Source organism: Thermus tengchongensis, assembly GCF_021462405.1.
GTDB classification, from domain to species: domain Bacteria; phylum Deinococcota; class Deinococci; order Deinococcales; family Thermaceae; genus Thermus; species Thermus tengchongensis.
On sequence record NZ_JAKEDU010000001.1, the window covers coordinates 80,527 to 106,525 of the forward strand.

32 protein-coding genes are annotated in these 25,999 nt (G+C 64.7%); 16 read left to right on the forward strand and 16 right to left on the reverse strand.

Features of this window, described 5'->3' with window-relative positions; all coding sequences use genetic code 11:
• Positions 1–10: 10 nt before the first annotated feature.
• Positions 11–1,261 carry an ATP-dependent protease ATPase subunit HslU gene (hslU, locus tag L1087_RS00435; protein WP_038042673.1) on the reverse strand — a complete coding sequence of 417 codons (1,251 nt, stop codon included), beginning with the start codon at positions 1,259–1,261 and terminating at the stop codon, positions 11–13.
• Positions 1,258–1,800, reverse strand: coding sequence for an ATP-dependent protease subunit HslV (gene hslV, locus L1087_RS00440; protein WP_038043604.1), 543 nt, complete (start codon positions 1,798–1,800; stop codon positions 1,258–1,260). The genes hslU and hslV overlap by 4 nt, the downstream gene beginning before the upstream one ends.
• Before the next feature lie 175 nt (positions 1,801–1,975).
• Between hslV and L1087_RS00445 the strand changes: the two genes are divergently transcribed.
• The 7 genes from L1087_RS00445 (at position 1,976) to bshA (ending at position 7,330) form a co-directional block, all read left to right on the forward strand.
• The gene (locus L1087_RS00445) at positions 1,976–3,370 is read left to right on the forward strand and encodes a sigma 54-interacting transcriptional regulator (RefSeq protein ID WP_038042674.1); all 1,395 of its coding nucleotides are present in this window, start codon (positions 1,976–1,978) and stop codon (positions 3,368–3,370) included.
• Positions 3,360–3,662 (forward strand): nucleotidyltransferase family protein, encoded by a 303-nt coding sequence (locus L1087_RS00450; protein ID WP_038042676.1) that lies wholly within the window; start codon positions 3,360–3,362, stop codon positions 3,660–3,662. Before L1087_RS00445 ends, L1087_RS00450 begins: the two co-directional genes overlap by 11 nt.
• Positions 3,647–4,048 carry an HI0074 family nucleotidyltransferase substrate-binding subunit gene (locus tag L1087_RS00455; protein WP_234557129.1) on the forward strand — a complete coding sequence of 134 codons (402 nt, stop codon included), beginning with the start codon at positions 3,647–3,649 and terminating at the stop codon, positions 4,046–4,048. The genes L1087_RS00450 and L1087_RS00455 overlap by 16 nt, the downstream gene beginning before the upstream one ends.
• Positions 4,029–5,252: a vWA domain-containing protein gene (locus tag L1087_RS00460; RefSeq protein WP_234557130.1), complete on the forward strand. Its 1,224-nt coding sequence runs from the start codon at positions 4,029–4,031 to the stop codon at positions 5,250–5,252. The genes L1087_RS00455 and L1087_RS00460 overlap by 20 nt, the downstream gene beginning before the upstream one ends.
• A 3-nt stretch (positions 5,253–5,255) precedes the next feature.
• A complete protein-coding gene (locus L1087_RS00465) occupies positions 5,256–5,522 on the forward strand; it encodes a hypothetical protein (RefSeq protein ID WP_135342714.1) in 267 nt (88 codons plus the stop codon).
• A 73-nt stretch (positions 5,523–5,595) separates the two neighbouring features.
• A complete protein-coding gene (locus tag L1087_RS00470; protein ID WP_135259528.1) occupies positions 5,596–6,093 on the forward strand; it encodes a hypothetical protein in 498 nt (165 codons plus the stop codon).
• A 103-nt stretch (positions 6,094–6,196) separates the two neighbouring features.
• A complete protein-coding gene (gene bshA / locus L1087_RS00475) occupies positions 6,197–7,330 on the forward strand; it encodes an N-acetyl-alpha-D-glucosaminyl L-malate synthase BshA (RefSeq protein WP_234557131.1) in 1,134 nt (377 codons plus the stop codon).
• Between the two features lie 174 nt (positions 7,331–7,504).
• Here the strand turns inward: bshA and lon are convergent, their stop codons facing one another.
• Entirely contained in the window at positions 7,505–9,931 is a 2,427-nt protein-coding gene (lon, locus tag L1087_RS00480; protein WP_234557455.1) for an endopeptidase La, read from the reverse strand.
• 111 nt (positions 9,932–10,042) lie between these two features.
• Here lon and L1087_RS00485 point away from each other — a divergent pair, with 111 nt between their 5' ends.
• From L1087_RS00485 to L1087_RS00500, 4 genes are read left to right on the forward strand one after another with little or no spacing between them, the layout of a single operon-like run.
• Positions 10,043–10,876, forward strand: a complete 834-nt coding sequence (locus L1087_RS00485; protein ID WP_386083049.1) for a DUF1517 domain-containing protein — start codon at positions 10,043–10,045, stop codon at positions 10,874–10,876.
• Between the two features lie 30 nt (positions 10,877–10,906).
• Positions 10,907–11,845, forward strand: a complete 939-nt coding sequence (locus L1087_RS00490) for an alpha/beta hydrolase (RefSeq protein ID WP_234557133.1) — start codon at positions 10,907–10,909, stop codon at positions 11,843–11,845.
• The gene (locus L1087_RS00495; RefSeq protein ID WP_234557134.1) at positions 11,842–12,516 is read left to right on the forward strand and encodes a TerC family protein; all 675 of its coding nucleotides are present in this window, start codon (positions 11,842–11,844) and stop codon (positions 12,514–12,516) included. The genes L1087_RS00490 and L1087_RS00495 overlap by 4 nt, the downstream gene beginning before the upstream one ends.
• On the forward strand, positions 12,509–13,051 hold the full coding sequence (locus tag L1087_RS00500; RefSeq protein ID WP_234557136.1) for a methyltransferase domain-containing protein: 543 nt from the start codon (positions 12,509–12,511) through the stop codon (positions 13,049–13,051). Before L1087_RS00495 ends, L1087_RS00500 begins: the two co-directional genes overlap by 8 nt.
• Here L1087_RS00500 and L1087_RS00505 read toward each other — a convergent pair.
• The gene (locus L1087_RS00505; protein ID WP_234557137.1) at positions 13,041–15,026 is read right to left on the reverse strand and encodes a (Fe-S)-binding protein; all 1,986 of its coding nucleotides are present in this window, start codon (positions 15,024–15,026) and stop codon (positions 13,041–13,043) included. The two genes, L1087_RS00500 and L1087_RS00505, sit on opposite strands and share 11 nt — an antisense overlap.
• 74 nt (positions 15,027–15,100) lie before the next feature.
• Between L1087_RS00505 and L1087_RS00510 the strand changes: the two genes are divergently transcribed.
• Positions 15,101–15,301 carry a hypothetical protein gene (locus L1087_RS00510; protein ID WP_038042686.1) on the forward strand — a complete coding sequence of 67 codons (201 nt, stop codon included), beginning with the start codon at positions 15,101–15,103 and terminating at the stop codon, positions 15,299–15,301.
• Here L1087_RS00510 and L1087_RS00515 read toward each other — a convergent pair.
• From L1087_RS00515 to L1087_RS00570, 12 genes are all read right to left on the reverse strand, one after another.
• Positions 15,280–15,735, reverse strand: coding sequence for a divergent PAP2 family protein (locus tag L1087_RS00515; protein ID WP_038042688.1), 456 nt, complete (start codon positions 15,733–15,735; stop codon positions 15,280–15,282). The two genes, L1087_RS00510 and L1087_RS00515, sit on opposite strands and share 22 nt — an antisense overlap.
• Positions 15,719–16,570: a bifunctional 5,10-methylenetetrahydrofolate dehydrogenase/5,10-methenyltetrahydrofolate cyclohydrolase gene (locus tag L1087_RS00520; protein ID WP_234557139.1), complete on the reverse strand. Its 852-nt coding sequence runs from the start codon at positions 16,568–16,570 to the stop codon at positions 15,719–15,721. The genes L1087_RS00515 and L1087_RS00520 overlap by 17 nt, the downstream gene beginning before the upstream one ends.
• 1 nt (position 16,571) lies before the next feature.
• The gene (nusB, locus tag L1087_RS00525; RefSeq protein ID WP_135259521.1) at positions 16,572–17,027 is read right to left on the reverse strand and encodes a transcription antitermination factor NusB; all 456 of its coding nucleotides are present in this window, start codon (positions 17,025–17,027) and stop codon (positions 16,572–16,574) included.
• On the reverse strand, positions 17,020–17,349 hold the full coding sequence (locus L1087_RS00530) for an Asp23/Gls24 family envelope stress response protein (RefSeq protein ID WP_038042693.1): 330 nt from the start codon (positions 17,347–17,349) through the stop codon (positions 17,020–17,022). The genes nusB and L1087_RS00530 overlap by 8 nt, the downstream gene beginning before the upstream one ends.
• A 12-nt stretch (positions 17,350–17,361) precedes the next feature.
• Positions 17,362–18,699 carry an acetyl-CoA carboxylase biotin carboxylase subunit gene (gene accC / locus L1087_RS00535; RefSeq protein ID WP_234557141.1) on the reverse strand — a complete coding sequence of 446 codons (1,338 nt, stop codon included), beginning with the start codon at positions 18,697–18,699 and terminating at the stop codon, positions 17,362–17,364.
• Complete coding sequence (gene accB, locus L1087_RS00540; protein ID WP_135259520.1) at positions 18,696–19,205, reverse strand: acetyl-CoA carboxylase biotin carboxyl carrier protein; 510 nt, start codon at positions 19,203–19,205, stop codon at positions 18,696–18,698. Before accB ends, accC begins: the two co-directional genes overlap by 4 nt.
• 118 nt (positions 19,206–19,323) lie before the next feature.
• Positions 19,324–19,878, reverse strand: coding sequence for an elongation factor P (gene efp / locus L1087_RS00545; RefSeq protein WP_038042696.1), 555 nt, complete (start codon positions 19,876–19,878; stop codon positions 19,324–19,326).
• Complete coding sequence (locus tag L1087_RS00550) at positions 19,875–20,777, reverse strand: RNase P subunit p30 family protein (RefSeq protein ID WP_234557142.1); 903 nt, start codon at positions 20,775–20,777, stop codon at positions 19,875–19,877. Before L1087_RS00550 ends, efp begins: the two co-directional genes overlap by 4 nt.
• Positions 20,778–20,783: 6 nt before the next feature.
• Positions 20,784–20,948, reverse strand: a complete 165-nt coding sequence (locus tag L1087_RS00555; protein WP_172640108.1) for a hypothetical protein — start codon at positions 20,946–20,948, stop codon at positions 20,784–20,786.
• A gap of 9 nt (positions 20,949–20,957) precedes the next feature.
• Positions 20,958–21,842, reverse strand: a complete 885-nt coding sequence (locus L1087_RS00560; protein WP_234557144.1) for an alpha/beta hydrolase family protein — start codon at positions 21,840–21,842, stop codon at positions 20,958–20,960.
• A 42-nt stretch (positions 21,843–21,884) separates the two neighbouring features.
• Positions 21,885–22,760, reverse strand: coding sequence for an agmatinase (gene speB / locus L1087_RS00565; protein ID WP_234557145.1), 876 nt, complete (start codon positions 22,758–22,760; stop codon positions 21,885–21,887).
• A gap of 27 nt (positions 22,761–22,787) precedes the next feature.
• Positions 22,788–24,113, reverse strand: coding sequence for a M20/M25/M40 family metallo-hydrolase (locus L1087_RS00570; protein ID WP_234557148.1), 1,326 nt, complete (start codon positions 24,111–24,113; stop codon positions 22,788–22,790).
• 17 nt (positions 24,114–24,130) lie between these two features.
• Here L1087_RS00570 and mglB point away from each other — a divergent pair, with 17 nt between their 5' ends.
• From mglB to L1087_RS00590, 4 genes are all read left to right on the forward strand, one after another.
• Positions 24,131–24,622, forward strand: coding sequence for a GTPase-activating protein MglB (mglB, locus tag L1087_RS00575; protein WP_038042701.1), 492 nt, complete (start codon positions 24,131–24,133; stop codon positions 24,620–24,622).
• Between the two features lies 1 nt (position 24,623).
• Entirely contained in the window at positions 24,624–25,211 is a 588-nt protein-coding gene (gene mglA / locus L1087_RS00580) for a GTPase MglA (protein WP_038042702.1), read from the forward strand.
• A 172-nt stretch (positions 25,212–25,383) separates the two neighbouring features.
• On the forward strand, positions 25,384–25,488 hold the full coding sequence (locus tag L1087_RS00585) for a cytochrome c oxidase subunit 2A (RefSeq protein WP_038042704.1): 105 nt from the start codon (positions 25,384–25,386) through the stop codon (positions 25,486–25,488).
• Between the two features lie 3 nt (positions 25,489–25,491).
• Complete coding sequence (locus tag L1087_RS00590; RefSeq protein ID WP_234557151.1) at positions 25,492–25,998, forward strand: cupredoxin domain-containing protein; 507 nt, start codon at positions 25,492–25,494, stop codon at positions 25,996–25,998.
• Position 25,999: the final 1 nt, after the last annotated feature.

Consider the following 25,999-nt stretch of genomic DNA (forward strand, 5'->3'; position numbering starts at 1 on the left):
CATCATCCTCCTACAGCACAAACCGCGTCAGGTCAGGTGAGGCAAACACCGCCTCGAGCCTCTGCTCCACGTAGGCCCGGGTGATCTCCACCCGGCCCAGGTCCGTTTGGAAGCTCACCTCCTCCAGCACCCGCTCCAGCACCGTGGCCAACCTCCTGGCCCCGATGTCCTCCAGCTCCTGGTTGGCCCGGTAGGCCGCCTCAGCAATGGCCCTTAGGGCATCCTCGTGAAAGACGAGTTCCGTGCCGTCTGCCCTCAAAAGCTCCGTGTACTGGCGAATTAGGGAGTTTTCCGGCTCCTTCAGGATACGGTAGAACTCCTCGGGGCCCAAGGGGGAAAGCTCCACCCGGATGGGGAACCGCCCTTGAAGCTCCGGGATGAGGTCCGAGGGCTTGGCCACATGGAAGGCTCCCGCAGCGATGAAAAGCACATGCTCCGTGGAAACCGGCCCGATACGGGTGGAAACCACCGTGCCCTCCACGATGGGCAGGAGGTCCCGTTGAACCCCCTCGCCAGACACATCCGGCCCCACCGTACCCTCCCGGCGGGCCACCTTGTCGATCTCGTCGATGAAGACGATGCCGTCCTCCTGGGCCCGCCTCCTGGCCTCCTCCTTCAACTCCTCCTTGTCGATGAGGCGCTCGGCGTGCTGGTTTTTGAGGACCTCCCGGGCCTCCTTCACCGTCATGCGCTTGCGCACCGGCCGCTTGGGAAGAAGCCCCTTGAGCATCTCCCCCATGCCGCCAAAGCCCTCACCCCCGAGGACGCCCATGAAGGGGAGGCTCATCTCCTCCTCCACCTGCACCTCCACCGAGAGGCTGTCCAGCCGCCCCGCGCGCACCTCGGCCACGGAGGTGCGCAGGAGGGTGGCCAGCTCCTCCTCGGCCAAGGCCAGGGCCTTTTCCTCCACCTTCTTCTTCATCTCCTCCATCACCAGCTGGTAGCTGGCCTCCGCCAGGTCCCGCACGATGGCGTCCACATCCCGGCCCACATAGCCCACCTCGGTGAACTTGGTGGCCTCCACCTTGACAAAAGGAGCCCCCGCCAGACGGGCCAGGCGCCGGGCGATCTCCGTCTTGCCCACCCCCGTGGGCCCGATCATGAGGATGTTCTTGGGGGTCACCTCCCGGGCCACCTCGGGCGGAAGTTTCTTCCGGCGGTACCGGTTTCTTAAGGCCACGGCCACCGCCCGCTTGGCCGCCTCCTGTCCCACAATGTGCTTGGAAAGCTCCCGGACGATCTCCGCAGGCGTGAGGTTCATGCTTCCCCCAGGGTGAGGACCGTTACCTGTCCCGAGGTGTAAAGGTCCACTTCGGCAGCAATTTTAAGCGATTCCTCGGCGATCTCCCGAGCGGAAAGGCTGGAGTGCCGGTAGAGGGCCTTGGCCGCCGCCAAGGCGTAGGGACCCCCAGACCCCACCGCCAAAAGGGGTTCTTCCGGGGTGATGACCTCGCCGCTTCCGGAAAGGAGCACCATCCCCTCCCGGTCGGCGGCGATGATCATGGCCTGGAGGTGGCGCAACACCCGGTCGGTGCGCCAGAGCTTGGCGGTTTCCACCGCTCCTTTAAGGAGGTTCCCCTTGGCCTCCTTGAGCTTCTCCTCAAAGCGCTCCAGGAGGGCCATGGCGTCCGCCACCCCACCGGCAAAACCCACCAGGATGCCTTCCCCCACCTCGAGGCGCCGCACCTTCACCGCCCCCCGCTTCAGGACCGTCTGCCCGAAGGTCACCTGGCCGTCCCCCGCCAGGGCTGTGACCCCGTCCTTGCGAACGGCCAGGATGGTGGTGCCATGGATCTCCACGAGAAGCACCTTACCGCTACGGGATGAGAGGGGCGTTAAGCGAGCCTTTCCGATGAGGTAGATGGACTCCTGGGTATAAGCCTTGCCCGGTCCCGCACCCAACGCACGCCCGTGCCAGCCCCTATGCCCTCCTCCACCACAAACTCCTAACCCTCTTGGGCCCTAAACTGAAAGGGTGAAGGCCAAGACCTTAGGGGAACTCAGACGCACCTATCCCCTGGAAAAGCTTAAGCGCACCGTCAAGGACGAGGCCCGGGACAATCTTAAGGCAAAGCTCCGCAAAGGGGAACGGCTTTTCCCGGGCATCCACGGGTACGAGGACACCGTCATTCCCGCCTTGGTCCAGGCCATCCTGGCCAAGCAAAACTTCATCCTCCTGGGCACCCGGGGCCAGGCCAAAAGCCGCATCCTGCGTTCCTTGGTAAACCTTCTCGACGAGGAGATCCCCGCCCTGGCCACCGAACTTAGGGACAACCCCCTAAGGCCCATCTCGCCGGAAGGAAAACGGCTTCTTGAGGAGGCCGGAGACGAGGCCCCCATCGTCTGGATAACCCGGGAGGAGCGCTATGTGGAGAAACTGGCCACCCCCGACACCACCGTGGCCGACCTCCTGGGGGACATGGACCCCATCAAGGCAGCCCGCAAGGGAACGGGGATGGCGGACCTGGAAAGCATCCACTTTGGCCTTCTGCCCCGGGCCAATCGGGGGATCTTCGCGGTGAACGAGCTGGCGGACCTAGCCCCCAAGGTGCAGGTGGCCCTCTTCAACATCCTCGAGGAGGGGGACGTGCAGATAAGGGGCTACCCCATAAGGCTCCCCCTGGATGTCTGGCTGGTCTTCACCGCCAACCCCCAGGACTACACCGCCCGGGGGCGCATCGTCACCCCCCTCAAGGACCGGATCGGGAGCGAGATCCGCACCCATTACCCCAAAACCCTCGAGGAGGGCCTTAGGATCAGCGCCCAGGAGGCCTATGTGCCGGAAGAGGTGGTACTCCCCGAGTGGATCCGCCTTTCCGTGGAAGCGGTGGCCTTCGCCGCCCGGGAGGACCGGCGGGTGGACCAAACGGCCGGGGTCTCCCAACGCCTTTCCATAAGCCTTCTGGAAGTGGTGGCCGCCAGCGCCGAAAGGCGGGCTCTTCTTCAGGGCACCAGGCCTGTGGCCCGTCCCCTGGATCTCTATGCGGGGCTTCCCGCCATCACCGGGAAGCTGGAACTGGAGTACGAGGGGGAGCTCCAGGGAGCGGAAAAGGTGGCCCGAGACCTGGTGCAAAGGGCTTTCGGCATGGTCCTCCCCCGGTACCGCCTGAACACCGAACCCATCGTGGCCCATTTCGAGGCGGGGAACCTCCTCACCCTGCCGGAAGGGGGCGTGGAGGAGGCCCTCAAGGCCATGGAAGAGGTGCCGGGCCTGCTCCAGGCAGCCCAGGCCCTGGCGGCGGGCCGGGAACCCGAGGTGCTCCTTTCGGCAGGGGAGTTCATCCTGGAGGGGCTCGTGGGGAGGAGGAAGCTGGCCCGGGGGGAGACGAGCTACCAGGCGGCGGAGAGGACGAGAAGCTATGGCAACTAGCCTGGAGCAGGAGAAGGAGGCGGTTCTCACCGCCCTGGCACCCTACCTCCAGGGCAGGGGGGTAAAGCTCATCCTCTACGGCTCCCACGCCCGGGGTGAAGCCGGTCGCGGCTCGGACCTGGACCTGGCCCTGCTGAGCCCCACCCCCTTGGGGGAACTCCTCCCCCTCCTCAGGGATGTCCTGGAGGAGGCACCCGTGCTCCACCGGGTAGACCTGGTGGACCTGGGGGAGGTGGACCCCGCCTTCCGGGAAAGGGTTCTAAGGGAGGGGATCGTATGGGCCGAGTTCTAGAACGCCCGGCGGTGGCCAAGCAGGCCCTTGGGACCTTGGAGGAGCTGGCGTACAAGGAGGCCCCAAGCCCCGTGGAGCGGGATGCCGCCATACAACGTTTTGAGTACACCTTTAAGGCCTTTTGGAAAGCCCTCCAAGCCTTCCTCAGGGAGAGGGAGGGTCTGGAGGCCGCAAGCCCCAAACGGGCCTTTCGCTTGGCCCACGAGGTGGGTCTGATGGGGGAAGAGGAAACCCGCTTGGCCCTCACCATGGCCGACGACCGCAACCTCACGGTCCACACCTACAACGAGGCTTTGGCTCAGGCCATCTTCGCACGGCTTAGCGGCTATGCTGAGCTCATGGGCAAGGTTCTCGGGAGGATGGTGGATGAAGGCCATCCGCTATAGCCGCTACGAAGGAACCTTGGAAGACCTCTCCCCCGAGGAGATCCTCTCCCTCCTGGAGGACTTCCTCCTGGACTCTGGGTTTTCCGACCCCTTCCAGCGCTACGACCCCGACCCAGAGCGCCGCCCCACCCTGGAGGACCTCTACGACGCCCTCCTCCAGGCCCTCCTTCAAAACGAACTGGTCCCTGAGGACTGGATGCGGGAAGCCCGCTTCGCGGAGCGCAAGGAGGAAACCCGGCTCTACCAGGCCATCCAGGGGATGATCCGGAAACTCCAGGAGGCGGGCTACCTGCGCCTGCCCGGGGAGGATCCCCTGGACCCCGTCCAAGGGGGGTACCGGGGCGAGGCAGGCGAGGCCCGCTTCGAGCTCACGGAAAAGGCCTCGGACTTCTTGGGGCTGAAAAGCCTACGGGAACTCCTGGGAGCCCTAGGCCGCAACGCCCCCGGCCTCCACCCAACCCCCCACCACGCCCCTGGCGTGGAGAAGACGGGGGAAACCAAGGCCTGGGAGTGGGGCGATCCCCTGGAGCTCAACGCGCCCGAAACCCTGAAGCGGGCCGCGGCCAAGGGCTTGGTGAACCTCACCCCTGAAGATCTCGTCATCGACCTGGCCGAGTACACCGCCAGCATGAGCACCGTGGTCCTCCTGGACTGCTCCCACTCCATGATCCTCTACGGGGAGGACCGCTTCACCCCAGCCAAGAAGGTGGCCTTGGCCTTGGCCCATCTGATCCGCACCCAGTACCCCGGGGACCGGGTACGCTTCGTCCTCTTCCACGACACTGCCGAGGAGATCCCCCTGGCCAAGCTTCCCCTGGCCCAGGTGGGCCCTTACCACACCAACACCAAGGCAGGCTTGGAGCTGGCCCGCACCCTCTTGAAAAAGATGGGGGGCGAGATGAAGCAGATCATCCTCATCACCGACGGCAAGCCTTCGGCCATCACCCTTCCCAGCGGGGAGATCTACAAAAACGCCTGGGGCCTGGACCCGCTGATCCTAGCGGAAACCTTGAAAGAGGCCACCCTAGCCCGCAAGGAGGGCATCCCCATCCACACCTTCATGCTGGCCCGGGAACCCGAGCTCCTGGCCTTCGTGAAGAAGCTTTCCCAAATCACCCGGGGCAAGGCCTACCTCACCCACCCCGGCAACATCGGCAGGTATCTGCTCCTGGACTTCCTCAACAAGAAGGTCCAAAGGAACTGAGCCATGAAGCCCCTCAAGCACCAGGGAGCCTCTTACCAGAAGGGGAGCGGAAACACCCTCTGGGTTTTCCGCTTAACCCTTCTTCTGGAAAGGCTCCGTCCTCGTGTTTACCTAAAACCCCCTCCCGCCCTGGTGCAGGCGCTTAAGCGGGTGCACCAACCCCTCCGCCTGGACCTCCCCTACTACGCCGCCCATTCGGGCCAGGAGTACGTGTTAATTCCCTGGGATACCTACATGGAGGAGGGGGAGGAAATCCTAAGAAACCTCTGAAGGGCTGTGGGCATCCCAAGGCTCAGGCCCATTCCTCAGATGCCCTTTGCCCCTGTTATGGCACCCTAAAGACATGGGCGCGCAGATGTCCAGGTGGCTAGCCCTCCTGGCCCTCCTAGCCCTACCTGGGGCCCTGGCCCAAGACTGGCGGCTTACCCGGAGCCAAACCCTGACCCAGGTGGGGGCGCGGGAGTGGCGGTATACCCTAAGCCCCTCCGGCAAGGAAGCCCAGGAGCTTTGGCAGAAGCTTTCTGAGCAGTACCGGGACCATCTGCGGGCTGGGTACCGGGTGGACCTGGGGGCTTGGCGGCTCTACTTCCTAGGGGGAAGGCTAAGGGTGGAACCCCACTGCCCGGCGGTGAACCCCGCCTGCTTCACCTTCGGGGCCCTTCCCGTGAGCAAGGAGCGGCAAGACCGGTTCCTCCTGGAGCTTTCCCAACTCCTGCACCAGGCCCTTACCCAGGCCCAAACCACGGGGGGCGTGGTCCTCCTAGCGCGGCTATTCCGCCTCGAGGTCCCCCGGGGGGCCAACCCTCCATATTCCGCAAGCCCCTCAGGCTGGCGGCCCTGAGCGCTCCTCGCCCCCTACGGTAAACTGGGGGCATGACCTCCTTTGGCCAACCAATCGGGGAACATCCTAAAGGTGCGTCTCCCATGGGCAAGGGTCCGGGAGCATGGGTTCTCTCCCCTCCCCTTTTGCGGGTTTGGGCGTGAGGGTGCTGAGGCTAGGCCTGGTGGCCTACCCCGGCCTCGGGGGTAGCGGCATCGTGGCCACGGAGCTGGCCCACCGCCTGGCCCAGATGGGCCACCGGGTTTACCTGTTCGCCACGGAAAGGCCCTTTCGGCTGCCCAAGAATAGCCCTGTGGTCTACATCCCCGTGGACCTGCCCTTTTACCCCGTCTTCCCCGGCCCCCTCTACACCCTCTCCCTGGCCGGGGTGCTGGAGCGGGAGGCCAGACGGCTCGGCCTGGAGCTGGTCCACACCCACTACGCCATCCCCCACGCCGCCGCCGCCTACCTGGGGCTTGGCGAGGAACTACCCCTGGTGCATACCCTCCACGGCACCGATGTCTCGGTGCTGGGCATGGACCCGGCCTTCCACGGACCCACCCGGAAGGCCCTCCAAAGGGCTAAGGCCACCACCGCGGTGAGCCGGGCCCTGGCCCAGGAGGCGCAAAAGGCCTTCGGGGTCAGCCCCGCGGTCATCCATAACGCTGTGGACCCGGACCGCTTCTACCCCAGGCCGGAGCGCAAGAAGCTCTACGCGGAGGAAGGGGAATGGCTTTTGGTGCACGCCTCCAACTTCCGCCCCATCAAAAGGGTGCCGGATATCGTGCGGGTCTTCGCCAAGGTGCGGAGGAAGGTGCAGGCCAGGCTCCTTCTTCTGGGGAAGGGGCCAGAGGAAGGGGAGGCGAAGCGGGTTGCGGAGGAACTGGGGGTGGAACGCTGGGTCAGCTTTCACCCCCCCACGCCCCACCCCGAGGAGGTCCTGGGAGCCGCCGATCTTTTTCTCTTGGCCTCGGAGGAGGAATCCTTCGGGCAGGCGGCCCTCGAGGCCCTGGCCAGCGGGGTGCCCGTGGTGGCCACCGCCGTGGGAGGGGTTCCCGAGCTGGTACGGCCCGAGGTGGGCCGGCTGGTGGAGCTTGGGGACCTGGAAGGCTTCGCCCAAGCGGTGCTGGACCTCCTCGCTCATCCCAAGCTCCCCAGCATGCGCAAGGCTGCCCGGGAGTACGCCATCGCCCGCTTTCACCCCGAAAGGATCACCCAGGCCTACCTGGGGGTATACCAAAAGGCACTGGAATCCTAAGCACCCGCACGCGAAGGTTGCCCCATCGGCCAAAGCCAAAGCGGCGTGCTTATGGCCTCTTTGGGGCCCCCGTCGTGGCGCAAGCCACGAGACGGGGTACTTAGAAACAAAGCCCCGCCGGGCAAGCCACCCGGCGGGGAGAAAGGACACCCCTTTACCCGCTAGAGACCACCCCTAGGCATGGGCCACCACTTCCTTTCTGGACCGGGCCCTGGACCCCTTGGCCCTGGCCTCCCGGGCCCTATGCTCCAAGACCTCGAGCCCGCCCACTAGGGCCAGGTCCAGGACCTGGTCCAGATGCTCCACGAAGTGGAAGGTCATGTTCTGGCGCAGGGGCTTAGGGATGTCGCTGAGGTCGGCTTCGTTTTGCTTGGGAAGGATCACCTCCCTAATCCCCGCCCGCCTGGCCCCCAGCACCTTCTCCTTCACCCCGCCGATGGGAAGCACCCTACCCGTGAGGGTGATTTCCCCGGTCATGGCGATGTCGTGGCGGACGGGCACCTCCGTGAGGGCGCTGACCAAGGCGCTCACCATGGCCACCCCTGCCGAAGGCCCTTCCTTCGGGATGGCCCCCGCCGGCACGTGGATGTGGATGTCGGACTCCTCAAAGCGCTTCAAGGGGATGCCGAAGCGATCGGCGTTCCGCTTGGCATAGGAAAGCGCCGCCCGGGCGGATTCCTTCATCACATCCCCAAGCTGCCCGGTGAGGATCAGGTTGCCCTTTCCGGGCATCACGGACACCTCCACGAACATGATGTCCCCGCCCACCGGGGTGTAGTACATGCCCGTGGCCACCCCCACCTGGGGCTCGCGGGCCTCGGTTTCCGGCAGGTGGCGGGGTGGGCCCAGGTACTTTTCCAGGTCCCTCTCCGTGATACGCACCCGTTTCTTGCCCTCTTCCAGGATCTGCCGGGCCGCCTTGCGCAAGAGGGAGCCGATCTCCCGCTCCAGCTGGCGCACCCCAGCCTCCCGGGTGTAGTGGGTGATGAGGCGCATGAGGGCGGCCTCCGTGATCACCACCTGGCCCTCCAGGAGGCCGGTCTCCCGCATCTGCCGGGGCAGGAGGTAGCGCTTGGCGATCTCCAGCTTCTCTTGCTCGATGTAGCTGGTGAACTCGATGGCCTCCATCCGGTCCCAGAGGGGTGCGGGGATGTTCTGGGGGAAGTTGGCGGTGCAGATGAACATCACCTCGGAGAGGTCAAAGGGCACCCCCAGGTAGTGGTCCACAAACTCCTTGTTCTGGGCGGGGTCCAGAACCTCTAGAAGGGCCGCCGCTGGATCCCCCTGGTAGGAGATCCCCAGCTTGTCCACCTCGTCCAGGAGGAAGACGGGGTTCTTGGTACCCGCCTGGCGCAAACCCTGGATGATGCGGCCCGGCATGGCCCCGATGTAGGTGCGGCGGTGGCCCCGGATGTCGGATTCATCCCGCACCCCGCCCAGGGAGATGCGCACGTACTTGCGGCCCAGGGCCTCGGCGATGCTCTTGGCGATGGAGGTCTTGCCCACCCCGGGAGGCCCCACGAAGAGGAGGATGGGGCCCTTGTTCACCTCTTCCTCGGGGATCTCCCCCCGCTTGGCCCGCTCCGCTTTTAGCTTCCGCACCGCCAAAAACTCCAGCACCCGGTCCTTCACCTTCTCCAGGCCGTAGTGGTCCCTTTCCAGGATCTCCTTGGCCCGGGAGAGGTCCAGGTTGTCCTCGGTGCGGGTGTTCCATGGGAGGTTCACAATCCAGTCCAGGTAGGTGCGGATGACGCTGGCCTCGGCGGAATCGGGGTGCATGCGGGCGAAGCGGTTCAGTTCCCGCTCCACCTCCTGGCGCACCACGGGAGGCAGGTTGAGTTCCTCCACCTTTCTGCGGAACTCCTCCACCTCCTCAGCGCCCTCCTCCCCGTGGAGCTCCCGCTGGATGGCCTTCATCTGCTCCCGCAGGAAGTACTCCCGCTGGTTGCGGTCGATCTCCTCCTTGACCTGTTGCTGGATACGTCTTTGCGTTTCGATGAGGTCTAGCTCCGCCTCGAGGAGCACCAAAACCCGCTTTAGGCGCTCCGCCACGTTGGGGGTTTCCAAAACCCTCTGCTTGTCCTCCAGGCGGAAGTCCATGTGGAAGGCGATGTAATCGGCAAGCTGGGAGGGGTCCTCCAGGTTGAGGACGAACTGGGCCACCTCGGGGGCTAGGTACTTGCCCTCCTTCAGAAGGGCCTGGAACTTGTCCTTCACCTCCCGCACCAGGGCCTTGACCAAGGTGGGGTCAGCGGGTTCATCGGAGAGGACTTCCCCTTTGGCCTCGAGGTGGTCCTTGAGGTCCAGCCACTCTTTGACCCGTACCCGGGCGAAGGCCTGCACCAGCACCTGAACAGAGCCGTCCGGGTTCTTGCGCATTTTGAGGATGTTGCAGGCGGTGCCCACCTCATAGAGGTCCGAGGGCTTGGGGTTTTCCACCTCCTTGTCCTTCTGGCTCACGATGAGTAGCACCCGCTCCCGGGTCAAGGCCTGGTCGATGGCCCGGATGGAAACGGGCCTCCCCGCATCGATGGGCATGACCATGGTGGGGTAGATGACCGACCCCCTCACCGGGCAGACGGGCAAGGTCTCTGGCAGCATGGTTTCCCTCCTTTCTCCCTTCTCGTCCATAGCCTAAGCCTACCTATATCAAGTTTACTGCATCGTTGGTTTTAGCACAAAGCCTCCCGGCCCCGGGGTATGCTGAAGGCCATGCGCCGCCTCGTTTGGCTCCTACTCCTGACGCTCTCCCTGGCCCTGGCCCAGAAGAGCGGGGGCGGCGCGGGTGGGCGTCCCTACAACCCCACCCCACCTCCCATGAGCCCGGGGCCAGCCCCGGTCTTCCCAATCCCGGCCCCCTCCTATCCCCCGTATCCTGGTCCGGTGGTGGTCTACCCGGGGGGAGGGGGGAGCCTAGGTATTGTACCCGTCCTGGTGGTCTTGGGCTTGGTCTTGGTGACCGCCTACATGGTGCGGGGGCTTCGCCAAGCGGGGGAAGGGCCCACCGCCAGCGTGGCCAGGTTGCGCTTGGCCCTCTTGGCCCGCCCCCAGGTGCAAAAGGCGCTAAGGCAGCTGGCCGAGGAAGCGGACACCACCTCGGCCAAGGGCCTCGCCGACCTGCTGGACGAGGCGGCCCTCTTGCTCCTCAGGGAGGAGCCAGCCTGGCGCTTTGGGGATTACCAGGTGGTAAGAGGTTCCGAGGATGAGGTTCTGGCCCGGTTCGACGCCTGGATGCTGGAGGAAAGGAGCAAGTACCAGGAAACCTTCCGCCACTTTGAGGGCAAGAAACATGCGCTGGAGGCATACCAGGCTCAGGTGGAGCCCGGAGGGCGCTATCTGGTGGTAAGCCTCCACCTCGCCGACCGCAGGCTCCTCCCTCCCCGATCCCCCTTGACCCGGTCCCTGGCCAGGGAGGCCCTCATGGACCTAGCGGGATCCAGTGCCTTCACCCTCCTGGCGGCTTACCTCTCCTGGACCCCCGAAAGGGAAGGCGAGGCCCTGACGGAGGAAGAGCTCCTCCTTTACCCGGAGCTGGAGAAGCTTTAGGTCCGGCCCAGGCCCGGGTAGAGTATTCCCGTGGTACGGGTTTCTAAGCGCACCGTCACCTTCTTTCCCCCTCCCCAGGCCAGGGCCCTGATAGGGGATTTCACCGACTGGGAAAGGAGCCCCATCCCCCTCCAAGGCCCCGTCACCCTGGAGTTCCCAGAGGGGGCTTACGTGGAATACGCCTTCCTAGACGAGCAGGGTAGACCCTTTCCCGACCCCGAAAACCCCGAGCGGGCGGACAATCCCTGGTGGACCTATCCCCGGGCCGTCCGGCTTCCCGGGCACCGCTTCGAAGCGCCTCCCGAGCCCCGGGAAGAACCCAAAGTGGAGCGCCACCGCCTGGGGGAAAGGCGCGTCTACGTGGCGGAAGCCGGGGCAAACCCCAAGGCCACCGTGGTGGCCCAGGACGGGGTGGCCTTCTACCGCACCGCGGGCCTGCACAAGGTGGCCCAAGCCCTGGTGGAAGCAGGCGAAATCCTCCCAGTGCGCTTGGTCTTTGTGGAACCCATAGACCGAAACCAGGAGTACCGGTTTTCGGAAGCCTATGAGGAGGAGTTCCACCACCTCTTAGGGGAGGTGGAAAGGGCCTATGGCCCCCTAGGGGAGGTGGTCCTGGTGGGGGCTTCTTTGGGGGGGCTCTTCTCCTTGTGGCAAGCCTGGCGGCATCCGAGGCGCTTCGCCAAGGTCCTTGCCCTCTCCCCCGCCCTCAAGGCCCACCCCGGAGGACAGGACGCCTACCGGGACCGGGAGTGGCTCCTGGAGCGCTACGCCGAGGCGGAGGCCCTGCCCCGGGTGTACCTGGAGGTGGGCCTATTGGAGTGGCTCCTAGGCCCCAACCGCCGCTTCGCCGCCCTGCTGGCGGACCGCAAGGCCCCCCACGCCTACCGGGAACGCCCTTCTGGGCACAACTGGGTCACCTGGAAGCAGGCCCTGGCCCCGGGGCTTCGCTATCTTCTGGGGGAGCCGTGAGCGGGGAGGCCCTGCTGGTCCTCCTCTCCGTGGCGGCCCTCGAGGCCCTCCTCTCCGGGGACAACGCCCTGGTCCTGGCGGTGATGGTCAGACCCCTGCCCACCCACCTCCGCCGCAAGGCCCTCTTCTACGGGGTTCTGGGGGCCTACTTGCTAAGGGGCCTGGCCCTTCTTTTCGCCGTGTACGTGATCCGGCTATGGTGGGTCCAGGTGCTGGGAGGGCTTTACCTCCTCTTTCTCATGCTCCAGCACTTCCGCAACCATCCGGAGGCCAAGCCCTTGCCCGAGGCCACCGCCCGGGAGGTCTGGCGGGTGGTCCTCCTCATCAACCTGGTGGACTTGGCCTTCGCCGTGGACTCCATCCTGGCGGTGGTGGCCTTCTCCCAGGACCTCCTTCTGGTCTTCCTGGGGGTGGCCCTGGGCATCCTCTTCATCCGTCTGGCCGCGAGCTATGTGGTGGCGGTGATGGAACGCTATCCCAGCCTGGAGAAGGTGGCCTACGCTCTGGTGGGCTGGGCTGGGCTCAAGCTCCTCTTGGAAGGAAGCGCCACCCTGGCGGAACTCCTGCACCGCCCGGAGCTGGCCTGGCACCTGCCAAAACCCGCTTTCTGGGGCGTAACCTTCCTCATCCTCTTGGGGGGAAGCCTTCTGGCTTTGCGCAAGCATGCCTAGGGACTGGGATGCGTTTTACCGCCAAGCCGCCCCGGAGCGGGCCCCCGCCCAGGTGGTGCGGGCCTACGGGCCCTTCGCCCCCAAGGGCCCGGTCCTGGACCTGGCGGGAGGCTTGGGCAGGAACGCCCTTTACTTCCTGGACAGGGGTCATCCCGTGGTCCTGGTGGAAAGGAGCCGCGAGGCCCTAAAAAAGCTTAGGGGCATCCGCGGCCTGGCCCTGGTGGAGCTGGACCTCGAGGCCCCCAACGCCCTTACGCACCTTCCCAAAGGCCCCTTCGCCGCCATCCTTATGAGCTATTACGTAAACCGCCCTCTTCTTAAGGCCCTTCCTCCCCTCTTGGCCCCAGGGGGGCTTCTCCTGGTGGAAGGCTTCAGCCGCCGGGAAGCCGTGCGGCGCCACAGGCCGGAAAGCCCTTTCTACTGGGAGCCCTACGAACTCCTCACCCCTCCCCCAGGCCTCGCGCTGCGGGCCTTCGGAGAGGGATGGATGGAGGGCTACCGGGTCTTCGCCGCCTATCAAAACCTTAGGCCTTAAGGCCCCGGGCCACCAGCTCGGCGATGTCCAACACCTCCGGGGGCTTCTCGTCCTGGGCCACCTCCACGTTCATCATGGCCATGCAGAAGGGGCACCCCGTGGCGATGACCTCTGCCCCCGTGCCCTTAAGCTCCCGGTAGCGGTTTTCCGAAACCTGCATGGCCCCGGGTTCCTCCTCCTTCCAGAACTGGGCCCCGCCCGCCCCGCAGCAGAAGCTCCCTTCCCGGTTCCTGGGCGGTTCCACCAGCCGGAAGCCAACCCCCTTGAGCACGTCCCTGGGAGGGTCGTACACCCCGTTGTGGCGGCCCAGGTAGCAGGGGTCGTGGAAGACCACCCTCTTGGTCTCCTCGGACACCTGGAGCCTGCCGCTTTGCAGAAGCTCGGCGATGAACTCCGAATGGTGAACCACCCGGTACTCCCCACCAAAGGCCTTGTACTCGTTGCCCAAGGTATGGAAGCAGTGGGGGCAGGTGGTGACGATGGTTTTAGGAGCCACCTGGTTTAGGGTTTCCACGTTCTCTGTGGCCAGCTGGAAGAAGAGGTACTCGTTCCCCGCCCGCCTGGCGGAATCCCCGGTGCACTTTTCCCTCTTGCCCAAAACCGCCCAATCCACCCCGGAGGCGTTTAGGATCTCCACCATGCTCCGGGCGATCTTCTGCGCCCGGGGGTCATAGCTGGCCGCACACCCCACCCAGTAGAGGACCTCGGGGTGGGGCTTTTCCTCCACCGTGGGCACGCTAAGCCCCTCGGCCCAGTCCAGGCGCTTGTCCTGGCCGATGCCCCAGGGGTTGCCCGCGCGCTCCATGCCCCGGAAGGCGTTGTTGAGCTCCTGGGGGAACTCCCCCTCCATGAGCACCTTGGCCCGGCGCACATCCAGGATGTGAAGCATGGGCTCGTTGCCCACCGGGCAGACCTCCACGCAGGCCATGCAGGTGGTGCAGGCCCAAAGGGCCTCCTCGTTCAGGGCGAAGTCCATGAGGGGCCTCGGGCTTTCCTGCCCGCTGGCAAAGGCCGGGAGGATCTCATTCAGTTCGTACCGCTCGGAGATGACGATGGCCGCCGGGGAGAGGGCCTTTCCCGTGGTGTAAGCAGGGCAGGCCTCCTGACAGCGGTTGCACATGATGCAGGCGTAGGCGTCCAGAAGCCGCTTCCAAGAGAGGTCTTCCAGCTTCTCCGCCCCGAACTTCTCATCTTCCTTCTCGAAGTCCAGGGGCAAGAGGGCCCCGGGCTTCTCCTGGCGGAAGGCCAGGTTGATGGGGCCCATCATCAGGTGGATGTGCTTGGAGCGGGGGAAGTAAGGGAGGAAGAGAAGGATGGAGCCCAAGGCACCCCACCAGAAGAAATGTTCCAACACCACCAGGCTGGAGGGCGAAAGGCCCGCAAGCAGGGTGGCCAGAAAGCTGGCCACGGGCTGGAAGGGGTCGGGCTCCCCTTGGGCTAGGCCCGCTGCTTTGGAGAGGAGGCGGCTTCCCACGTGGAAGGTGATGAAGGCCCCCACGATGGCCGAATCCCGGGGGATTCCCTGGCGTACCCGTTCGTGGAGAGGCACCTTGGGATTCCAGGTGAAATCCTGGGGTGCGAGAAGGTAGCGGCGAAGCATGAGCCCCAGGATGCCCACTAGGATGGCGGCGGTGAGGAGATCGGCCACGAGGTTATAGGCGTTCCAAAGCCCTCCTTGGGTGTGCAGGGGAAAATACCCCTCCAGAAGGTCCACCAGGTTGACCAGGAGGTAGTAGATGAAGCCGTAGAAGACGAAGGCGTGGAGGAGGGAAACCAGAGGCCGCCTCTTGAAAACGGTCTGCTGCGTAAGGGTAAGCCAAAGGGCCCGGCCAATGCGCTCGGGCAGGCGGTCAAAGCGTTCCTCCGGCCGTCCCCTTCGGATGGCCAGATACACGCGGCGAAAGCCCGTGTAGGCGTAGTAAAGGCTTGCCAAAAGGAGCAGGATAAAGAGGATTTTCTCCGGTAGCGTCAGCATGGGTGCAACCTCCTTATACTCGGTAAAAGTTTACCCCATCCCGCCAAGCTGGCAAGGGCGTACAATAAAGCCCCGTGGAAACGGTTGCCTTCGGCGTCCTCCTCTTCTTCGGCCTTTTGAACCTGTGGGTCTTCCACCGCTTCAAGAAGCCCCTCCTGCCCCTGGCGCTGGCCTTGTTCGCAGGCTTCTTCACCTTCTTTCTCTCCCCCGTGCTAGGGCTCCTGGTCTTCCTCTTGGGGCAGACCCTGGCTTTTTACGCCGCCGGGAAGAGGTGAAAGCTAAGGAAGGCCACCAGGCCGCCCAGCAACGCTCCCACCAGGACCTCGAGGTAAGTGTGGCCCAAAAGTTCCTTAAGGGGCTCAGGGGCAGGGCCTTTCTGGAGTACCTGTTGCAGTTCCTGAACCAACTGGTTTAGGAGCTGGGCATGCAGGCCAGCCGCCCGACGGATTCCCGTGGCGTCGTACATGACGATGAGGGCGAAGATGGCGGCCACAGCAAACAGGGTGCTGCCAAAACCCTCCTGGAAGCCCACGCCCATGGCCAAGGCACTGACGGTGGCGGAGTGGGAGCTGGGCATCCCCCCGGTTTCCAGGAAACGTTCCCATTGGAACCGGCCCTCCAGCAGGTAATAGAGGAAAAGCTTCAGGGTCTGGGCCAGGAGGTTGGCCAGGATGGCGGTCCAGAAAACCTGGTTAGCGAGAAGCTCCATTCCGCCTGATGAGGGCCGCCTTCACGGTGTTGGCCATGAGCATGGCCACGGTCATGGGCCCCACGCCCCCAGGCACAGGGGTGAGGGCGGAGGCCACCTCGGCCACCTCGGGGTGCACATCGCCCACAAGCTTCCCCTCCACCCGGTTCACCCCCACGTCCACCACGATGGCCCCGGGCCGCACCCACTCCTTCCGTACCAGGTGGGGCTTCCCCACCGCCACCACCAGCACCTCGGCCCGCCGGGTTACCTCCGGAAGGTTCCGGGTACGGGAATGGGCCACGGTCACGGTGGCATCCTCCCGCAGGAGGAGGCCGGCCAGGGGCTTGCCCACAATGTTGGACCGGCCCAGGACCACCACCTCCTTGCCCCTTAGCTCCACCCCGTAATGCTTGAGCAAGCGGACGACACCCAGGGGCGTGCAGGGGAAAAGCCCCTCTCCCCCGCTCCAGAGCTTCCCCACGTTGAAGGGGTGGAAGCCATCCACATCCTTAAGGGGGGAAATGGCCTCCAAAACCCGCTCCGTGCGGATGTGGGCAGGTAAGGGAAGCTGAACCAGGATACCGTCCACCTCGGGATCCTGGTTCAGGGTCTCGATCCGCTCTAAAAGGACCCCCTCGGGGGTATCCGCCGGGTACACCTCCACCTGGCTCAAAAGGCCCAGCTCCCTGGCCCTTTTGTCCTTAAGGCGCACGTAGGACACCGAGGCGGGGTCCTCCCCCAAGCGGATCACCCTGAGGGAGGGTACAAAAGGCAGGGAACTCAGGGTTTCCCTCAGCTCCCGATACACGGTCTCCGCCACCTCATGGCCGGAAAGGGTACGGGCAAGGGTCATCTCAGTCCTCCTTGGGCACCGCCTTCAGCTCGCCCCCCTGGATCCGCCGATACAAGCGGCCAAGGACCCCATTGACAAAAGCCCCGGAGTGCTCCCCCCCGTAGCGGTTGGCGATCTTCACCGCCACCTCGATCAAGGGAGCAAAAGGGGTGGGCTCATAGAGCATCTCGTAGGTGGCCAAACGCAAGACCGTAAGGTCGGTTTTGGACATCTGGGCGAAGTCCCATCCCTCCACGGTTTCCCGTAGCACCCGGTCCACCTCCTCCGCATGGGCCTTGTACCCCTCCAGCAAGCGCCGGGCAAAGGCCACCCCTTCCTGGTCCAGGGGATCGCCGTAGGCGTCCTCCTCGCCCCCCATCTCCGCCAAGGCGTGGCGGAAGGCCTCTTCCAGATCCATCCCCCCCTGGGTATGGGCGAACAAGGCCCGCATGGCCAGCTCTCGGGCCCGCCTAAGCATGGGCCTCCTTCCGGTATTCCACCTGGGCCACGGTGAGGTTCACCGCCCGCACCTTCTCGCCGGTGGCCACGAAGAGGGCCTCGGCCACCGCCTTCTGCACCGCCTGGGCTGCCTCGGGAATGGAAACCCCATAGTCCACGGAAAGGACCAGGTCCACGGTGAGCCCCTCGGGGGCGCGCTCCACCTTGATGGGCTTCATGCGGCGGAAAACCTCCCCCAGGGAGCGGGGAGCGGTTTCCAAGAGCCGCACCCCCTGAAGCTCGGAAAGGGTATGGGCCACCAGCCCCTCGAGGGCATGGTCGCTGATCTCGTATTCCACCATCACACGCCCAGTCTACACCTCCATCCGCCGGGCCACGAAGTTGGTGTAGACGGCACCCCGGCGGAAGAAGGCGTTTTGCAACACCTTTTGGTGGAAGGGAATGGTGGTCTTGAGGCCAGGGCCCTCAATCACCGTCTCGGAAAGAGCCCTTTCCATGCGCCTTATAGCCTCCTCCCGGGTGGGGGCCCAGGCGATGATCTTGGCGATCAAGCTGTCGTAGTGGGGCGGGATCTGATAGCCCGCATAGAGGTGGCTGTCCACCCGGATGCCGGGTCCGCCCGGGAACAAAAGGGTCTCCACCTTGCCGATGGAAGGCCTAAAGCCCTTCTCCGGGTCCTCAGCGTTGATGCGCACCTCTATAGCATGCCCCCGCACCTCCACCTCCTCCTGCCTGAGCCAAAGCTTCTCCCCCATGGCGATCCGGAACTGGGCCTGCACCAGGTCAATGCCGGTGATCATCTCGGTCACGGGGTGCTCCACCTGGATGCGGGTGTTCATCTCTATGAAGTAGAAGTTCCCCTCCTTATCCACCAGAAACTCCAGGGTACCCGCGGACACATAACCCACGTGCCGGGCCAGCCGGGCCGCGGCCTCGGCGATGGCCTTGCGGGTTTCCAAAGGCAAAGTGCTGGGGGCTTCCTCCAAGAGCTTCTGGTGCCGGCGTTGGATGGAGCAGTCCCGTTCCCAAAGGTGGATGACGTTCTCCCCATCCCCCAGGACCTGGATCTCTATGTGCTTCGGCTCTTCGATGTACTTCTCCAGGTAGATGGCGGGGTTTCCGAAGGCCGCCCGCGCCTCCTCCTGGGCCTGTTGGACCGCCCTTTCCAACTCCTCCTCCGTGTGCACCACCCGCATCCCCCGGCCTCCACCCCCGGCGGAGGCCTTGAGGATCACCGGGTAGCCGATCTCCTGAGCAGCCCGCTTGGCCTCCTCCACGCTCTCAAGCTCATCCGTTCCCGGAACCGTGGGCACCCCGGCCTCCCGCGCCACCTTCCTGGCAGTGGCCTTATCCCCCAGGGCCCGCATGTTCTCCGGGGTGGGACCGATGAAGGTGAGGCCATGCTCCCGACACATCTCCGCGAAGGTGGCGTTCTCCGCCAGAAAGCCGTAGCCGGGGTGGATGGCGTCCGCCCCGGTGACGATGGCCGCGGAGAGCAGGTTGGGGATGTTCAGGTAGCTCTGCCCCGAGGGCGGGGGTCCGATGCAGATGGCCTCGTCCGCCAGGAGCACGGGAAGGCTCCTCTCGTCGGCGGTGGAGTGGGCCACCACGGTCTTGATCCCTAACTCCTTGGCGGCCCGGATAATCCTCAAGGCGATCTCGCCCCGGTTGGCGATCAAGACCTTCTTCATAGCGGCTGGATCAGGAAGAGGGGTTGCCCGTACTCCACGGGTTCCCCGTTTTTCACCAGGATCTTTTTAACGATGCCCGAAACCTCCGACTCAATCTCGTTCATGAGCTTCATCGCCTCGATGATGCAGAGCACCTGTCCCTTTTCCACCCGGTCCCCTTCCTCCACGTAAGGGGGGGCATCCGGGGCCGGTGCCCGGTAGAAGGTACCCACAATGGGGGCCTTGATCTCCACGCACCCCGCGCACTCCTCCGCCTTGTCCACGCCCTTGGTCCCCTCAGGGGCAGGCGACGGGGGAGGCGTTGCCTCCGCCGCTAGTGCGGGAGCCAAAGCCGCGGGGGGCTGGGGCGCCGGGACCGGGGCGGCCACCGCCTGGGGCACCGCCACCACCTGCACCTCGCCCCCGCGGCGGACGGTGAGCTTGTAGTCCGGGGTTTCCAGGGTGAGCTCGTTCACCCCGTGCTCCACCAGGGCCTGCAGGATCTGCTTGAGCTCCTTGGGCGTCATAGGCCTACCTCGTGGCATAAAGCTTACCCTATGGACGGGAAAGACGTCCTTTGTACCCAGTCAACATCAAAGCGCGCGGGGGGCCTGGCAGCCTGGCCAGGCCCGCAGGGCATGGGTTCTAGGCCCGGCCCACGTACTGGCCCGTACGGGTATCCACCTTGATGACCTCGCCGGGCTCCACGAACAGGGGCACCTGGACCACCGCTCCCGTTTCCAGGGTAGCGGGCTTGCTGCCGCCCGAGACCGTATCCCCCCGTACCCCAGGAGGCGTGTCCACCACCTTGAGCTCCACCACGGTGGGCGGGGTAATCTTCAGGGGGCGCCCCTCGTACATGTCCCCCAGAACGGTCATGCCCTCCTTGAGAAACCGGGCCGCCTCCACCTGATCCTTGGACAGGTGGAACTGCTCGTAGGTCTCCAAGTCCATGAAAACCAGGTCGTCCCCCTCCTGGTACAGGTACTGGAGCTCCCGGGTTTCCACGTAGATGTCCTCCAGCTTCTCCCCGGAGTTGAAGGTGCGCTCAATGGTGGCCCCGGTTTCCAGGTTCTTGAACTTGGCCACCACCTTGGCCCCACCACGGCCAATCTTTTGGTGCTGGTACTCCACGCACTCCCAAAGGCCGCCCTCCATCTTCACCTTGGTTCCGGGTCTAAGGTCGGTCACGCTGATCATGCTTCCTCCTGTAGGTCCAGGACCTGGGGCCTAAGCCCTAAGAGGTCAATATACCGGAGGTACTCCTCCTCCCCAAGCTCCCGCCCGGCCAGGGCCACCAAAAGGGCCTCCATGACGTTGGTGCCAAAGCTTCGCCCGTTCAAACGGGGGGTGGTGGTGATGAGGCGCCTTACCCCCCTCTCCCGCAAAAAGGCCACGTCCTCCTCCGTGGTGGTGTTGGTGAGCACCATCTTCCCCCACATCTCGTCGGGCATGTGACGCTTGAGGTAATGCCAGTCCCCCGCCACCACATCCGCCCAGAGGTAGTAGCGGCTTCGCCAGTCCACCGCCCGCTTGTCCTGCTTTTCCCCCGTGGGGTAAAGGAGCTGGAAGGGAAGCTGGGTCAGGACAGGCAGGAGGACGTAGGCCAGCTTCTGCAGGAAGGAGAGGGAGTAGAGGGGAATGGGGAGGCCCAAAGCGAAGATGAAGTCCCCGTAGAGCACCCTGGCTCCAGCCTCGGCCAAGGCCTCGGCCAGGCCGAAGCGGTCCACCGCGGAGGGCAAGAGCACCTTCGTGCTCTTCCAGTCTATGATGCGGGAAAGGTCGGCCACCGCCCGCCGCTCCAGGGTGTGCTTGAGACCCGAGCCATCCACCACAGGGGTTTTACGGGCCGCCGCCTTAAGCCTTTTGGCATCCCGGATGGTGTAGCGCCGCCCCCCTGCCCAAAGGTAGAGGTCGATACCCCCGAGGCCGATGGCGTCCACCTTTCCATCCAGCTCAGCAATGAGGCGCGCGGCTTTCTGGAAGTCGCCATCCGTACCCCGCCTTTCCAACACCACTTCCTCCCCCAGGAGCTCCACCTGGACCACGGAGTCCCGGCGGCTAGCCCCCAGGGACACGGAAACCACGCGCTTGGCCACGAAGGGCTATTCTAACCGAAGGAGTAGGCCAAGGACCAGCCAAAGGGCAGCCAGCAGGAAGAAGGGCCAGGTGCGCCGCACCCCCAGCAGGCGGGCTAGAAGGCCAAAGACCACGCTCCCGAAGGCAAGGGCAAAGAAGAGGGCCTCGAGGTTCTCAAAGAAGGCCTGCATGGCCCCAGGTTACTGCAAGACCCGTCCGAAAAAGGCCAGGACCCTTTGGCGGAACGCCTGGTCCACCGTACCGCGGAAAAGGTGGCCCGCCGGATAGCTGAAGCACTCCACCGGCTTTCCCAAGGACTTAAGCCTGCGGCAAAGCTCCCATGACCACTCCGGGGGCACCTGGGCGTCCTGGGTGCCGTGGTGGATGCTGAAGGGGACGGCAACCCTCTCCAGGTAGGTCCAGGCGGAAGCCTCCACCAGGGTTTTGGGAGGAAGGGTTAGAAGCTCCCGGCCTCGAGTACCCCCCGACCAGTAGAGGATCCGCTCCAGATTCCGCCTCTCGTCCCCGCTCATGCTCCCGTAAAGCACCACGCCCTTCAGGCGGGGATCCACCAGGGCCACCACCTGGGCAATCCCCCCACCCATGGAGTGGCCGAAGAGGCCGATGCGCCGCCCATCCGCCTGGGGAAGAACGCCCTTGCGCACCTCGGCCAGCAGATTCAGCACGTCCACTGCGTAGACGTGACGCAAACCCATGGCAGGCCGCCCCTCCGAGGGAGGATGGCCCCGGTAGTTGGGGTGAAGGACCAGGTATCCTGCCTCCGCCAAAAAGTCGGCGTAGGGGGTGGTGTAGGCCAGGGTCCGGTAGCGGCTCGGCTCCACATACCCGTGAAGCACCACCACCACGGGAAAGGGACCCTGCCCCAAAGGCAGGTTGGCAAATCCGTACACCCGAAGCCCATCGGAAAGATGGGAGAAAAGCACTCGGGTGAAACGGGGGGTCCTCTCCAAGACCCGTTCCACCCGAAACCCCCCTTCCCCGTAAACCCTCTCCCAGAGGTCGGGCAGGGTGAGGGGCTGGGCCAGACCCACCCCCAAGAGGAGCACGCCCAGGAGCCAGGGCATCCTGTTCCCAAGCTACGGGCAAGCGAGCGAAGGAAATGTAGCCTACAGGCCCCTGGCCACGAGCCACCCTGCCTGGAGGCCCTTCAGGCCGATGGCGTGGTAGACCAGCTGGGCCGCGGTCATCTCCGCATGGAACTGCCCGTTGGGGGAAAGCTCCACGAAGTCCATCCCCACCACCTCCTTCTCCCGGAACACCGCCTCCAGGAGGTCCACCGCCTGGCGGTAGGTGAGGCCCCCGGGGAGGGGCGTGCCCACGCTGGGCATCGCCGAGGGGTCCAGGGCGTCAAAGTCAAAGCTGATGTAGACCCGCTCCCCTAGGGCCTCGAGGATCTCCCTCAAAGGTAGCCCCTCCCGGTGAAGCCGGTGGGCGGGAAAAAGGCCCACCCCCCGCTCCCGCGCCAGCTCCAAGGACTCCCGGTCCATGGCCCGGATGCCCACCTGCACCAGGGGAAAGCCCTCCTGCAAGAGCCGATAGAAGGGGGAGGCGTGGGAGTACACCGAGCCCTGCCACTCCGGATAGAGGTCGGCGTGGGCGTCGATATGCAGGAGGGAGAACTCCCCCAGGGCCTCCCGGTGGGCCTGGACCAGGGGGTGGGTGATGGAATGGTCCCCCCCCAGAGCCACCAGGAACTTGCCCGCCCGAAGATGGGTGAGGGCGGCTTCCCGGATCAAAGCGTGGCTTTCCTCGGCGCTTCCCGCCACCCAGGGCACCGGCTCCGCCGCGTGGATGCCCACCTCCTCCGGAGCCACCCCAAGCTCCAGGAGAAAAGGCTCCAGCTCCCGGCTGGCCAGAAGGATGGCCTCAGGGCCCCGCCGGGCCCCCGGCAAGAAGGAAAGGGATAGGTCGTAGGGCACGGGCAGGACCACCACCCGGGCCTCTTGGTAAGGGGTATCGCGCTCACCAAAGACTAGGCGCATACCCCAAAAGCCTAGCAGATGCCGGGTCTAGCGGCCCAGGAAGTAGAGCTCCAAGAGCCTGAGGAGGGCCAGGGTGCCCCGTTCAAAGTCCTGGATGCGGATGTGCTCGTTGGGGCTGTGCACCCGGCTCCCCGGGTACCCCACCCCCAGGCCCACCGCCGGGGCCTTCAGGTGGTGGAGGAAGGGGTGCATGGGGCCGGAGCCCGCCATGTTGGGGTACACCACCGCCTTCTGGCCGAAGGCCTCCTCCAAGGCCCGCCTCGCCAGACCCACGAAGGGGTGGGTGAGGTCCGAGCGGGCGGGGTGTTCCCCCTTTTCCAAGACCACCACTTCCACGTCGTGGAAGCCCTGGGCCTCGAGGTGCCGCTTAAGAAGCCCTGGGATCTCCTCCGGGTCCTGGTCCGGCACCAAGCGAAAGTCCAGCTTGGCGAAAGCTTCCGCTGGGAGTACCGTCTTGGAGCCTGGGCCCCCATAACCGGAGTGAAAGCCGTTGATGTTGACGCAGGGCTCCGCATAAAGGCGCTGGTTGAACTCCAGGTTCCTGGCCCCGCCCAGGAAGTCCCGCACGCCGAAAGCCTCCCTTAGCGCTTCCGATTCATCGGGAATCTCCGCCAGCACCTCCATCTCCGTGGGCGAGAGGGGCCGGACCCGGTCGTAAAACCCCGGGATGAGGACCCTTCCCTCCTCATCCCGCAGGCTGGAGATGGCCCGGCTCAAGCGGTAAATGGGGTTTTCCACCACCGCCCCGTAGGAGGAGTGCAGGTCAAAGGCAGCGGTGCGCACCCTAAGCTCCAGGGCCACGATGCCCTTGAGCCCCGCATAAAGGTAAGGCCGCCCCTGAGCGTCCACGCCTCCCGCCTCCCAAACCACCGCCTCCGCCCGGAGGCGTTCCCGCTGGTCCCGCACGTAGTCCGCCAGGTGCGGGCTTCCCACCTCCTCCTCCCCCTCCACCACGAACTTCACCCAGGGAAGGAAGCCATGCCGTTCCCGGAAAAGCCTGAGGGCCACGAGCCGGGCCACCAACTCCCCCTTGTCGTCGTGGGTGCCCCGCCCGTACCAGGCCCCATCCCGCTCGGTGAGGGTAAAGGGGTCGCTCTCCCATAGCGCCAAAGGGTCTGGGGGCTGGACATCGTAGTGGTTGTAAAAGAGAAGGGCTTTCTCCCCCTCGCCCCCTTCCGCGTACACCACCTTGGGGCCGTAGCCCCCGTGGAGCTCGGCCCTGAGCCCCAAGCCCTCCAAGAGCTCGGCCACCTTGGCCGCACCCTCCTCGAGGGCCTTCCCCTCAGCGCTCACCGTGGGCAAGGCCACCAGTTCCGCCAAAAGCGCCCTGGCCTCTTCCAGAAACGACCTCATGGTAGACTGAGCATACTATGGTGGAACCTTCCCTGGTCCTTTACGGGACCCTGTACCAGCGGGCCATGGACGTGCTGCAGGAAACCCTGCAGGAAACCCGGGCCCGCTACGCCCTCCTCATCGACCGCAAGGGATTCGTCCTGGCTCATAAAGAGGCCCTATGGGCCCCCAAGCCCCCGCCCCTGGACTCCCTGGCCACCTTGGTGGCGGGCAACGCCGCCGCCACCCAAGCCTTGGCCAAGCTGCTGGGAGAAGCTCGCTTCCAGGAAGTGGTGCATCAAGGGGAACACGTGGGGCTTTATCTAGACGAAGCCGGTGAAGCGGCCCTCCTGGTCCTGGTCTTTGACGAGAACGCTCCCCTGGGCAAGGTCAAGCTCCACGGAAAGCGGGCCGCAGAAGCCCTAGCCCGCATTGCCGAAGAAGCCCTCGCCAACCCGCCCAAGCTGAACCTGGACACCCAGTACCGCGAGGAAGCCAAAACCCGTTTGGACGAACTTTTTGGCAACTAGCATGAGCACCATCAACTTCGCTAACCGCGAGATCAACTTCAAAATCGTCTACTACGGTCCGGGACTTTCCGGGAAAACCACCAACTTGAAATGGATATACAGCAAGATCCCCGAGGGCCGTAAGGGGGAAATGGTTTCCCTGGCCACCGAGGACGAGCGCACCCTGTTCTTTGACTTCCTTCCCTTAGACTTGGGCGAAGTCAAGGGTTTCAAAACCCGCTTCCATCTCTACACCGTGCCGGGGCAGGTCTTCTACAACGCCAGCCGCAAGCTGATCCTGAGGGGTGTGGATGGCATCGTTTTCGTGGCGGATTCCGCCCCTAACCGTCTCCGGGCCAACGCGGAGAGCATGCGCAACATGCGGGAGAACCTGGCGGAATACGGGCTCAAGGTGGAGGACATCCCCGTGGTGCTCCAGGTGAACAAACGGGACCTGCCCGACGCTCTACCGGTGGAGATGGTCCAGGCGGTGGTGGACCCAGAGGGCCGTTTTCCCGTCTTCGAAGCCGTGGCCACGGAGGGCAAAGGGGTTTTCGAAACCCTAAAGGAGGTAAGCCGCCAAGTGTTGGCCCGAGTGGGGAGTACCTAGGATCCCGCTTCACGAAGGGGCAAGGCATCAGGCCTCGCCCCTATTTTCTTGAACAGGAACTTCAATTTCCTAAGTCCCCTCTCATGTAGGGACAAATGTACTTCACCTATTTCTCAGGTTTCCGCTACCATGGGCACCGTATACGGCCACTTGCCGTAAAGGGAGGACGGGTATGGAGGAAAAACCGGTGGGCGCCATAGGAGTGATAGTGGTTCTTACCCTCACCATCCTAATCTTCTGGCTAGGGGTATACGCTGTCTTTTTCGCTAGGGGGTAGGGTATGGTGGACGAGCACAAGGCCCACAAGGCGATCCTGGCTTACGAGAAGGGCTGGCTGGCGTTTTCCTTGGTAATGCTCTTGGTCTTCATCGCCCTGATCGCCTACACCTTGGCCACCCATAGTGCCGGGGTGATCCCCGCGGGGCAGCTGGAGCGCGTGGACCCCACCAAGGTGCGCTCCGAGGGCCCCTGGGCTGATCCAACGCAGGCTGTGGTGCAGACCGGGCCCAACCAGTACACGGCGCATGTCTTGGCCTTTGCCTTCGGGTATCAGCCTAACCCCATCGAGGTGCCCAAGGGAGCGGAAATCATCTTCAAGATCACCAGCCCCGACGTGATCCACGGCTTCCACGTGGAGGGCACCAACATCAACGTGGAAGTCCTCCCCGGTGAGGTTTCCACCGTGCGCTATACCTTCAATAAGGCGGGCGAGTACCGGATCATCTGCAACCAGTACTGCGGCATCGGCCACCAGAACATGTTCGGCAAGATCGTAGTAAAGGAGTGAG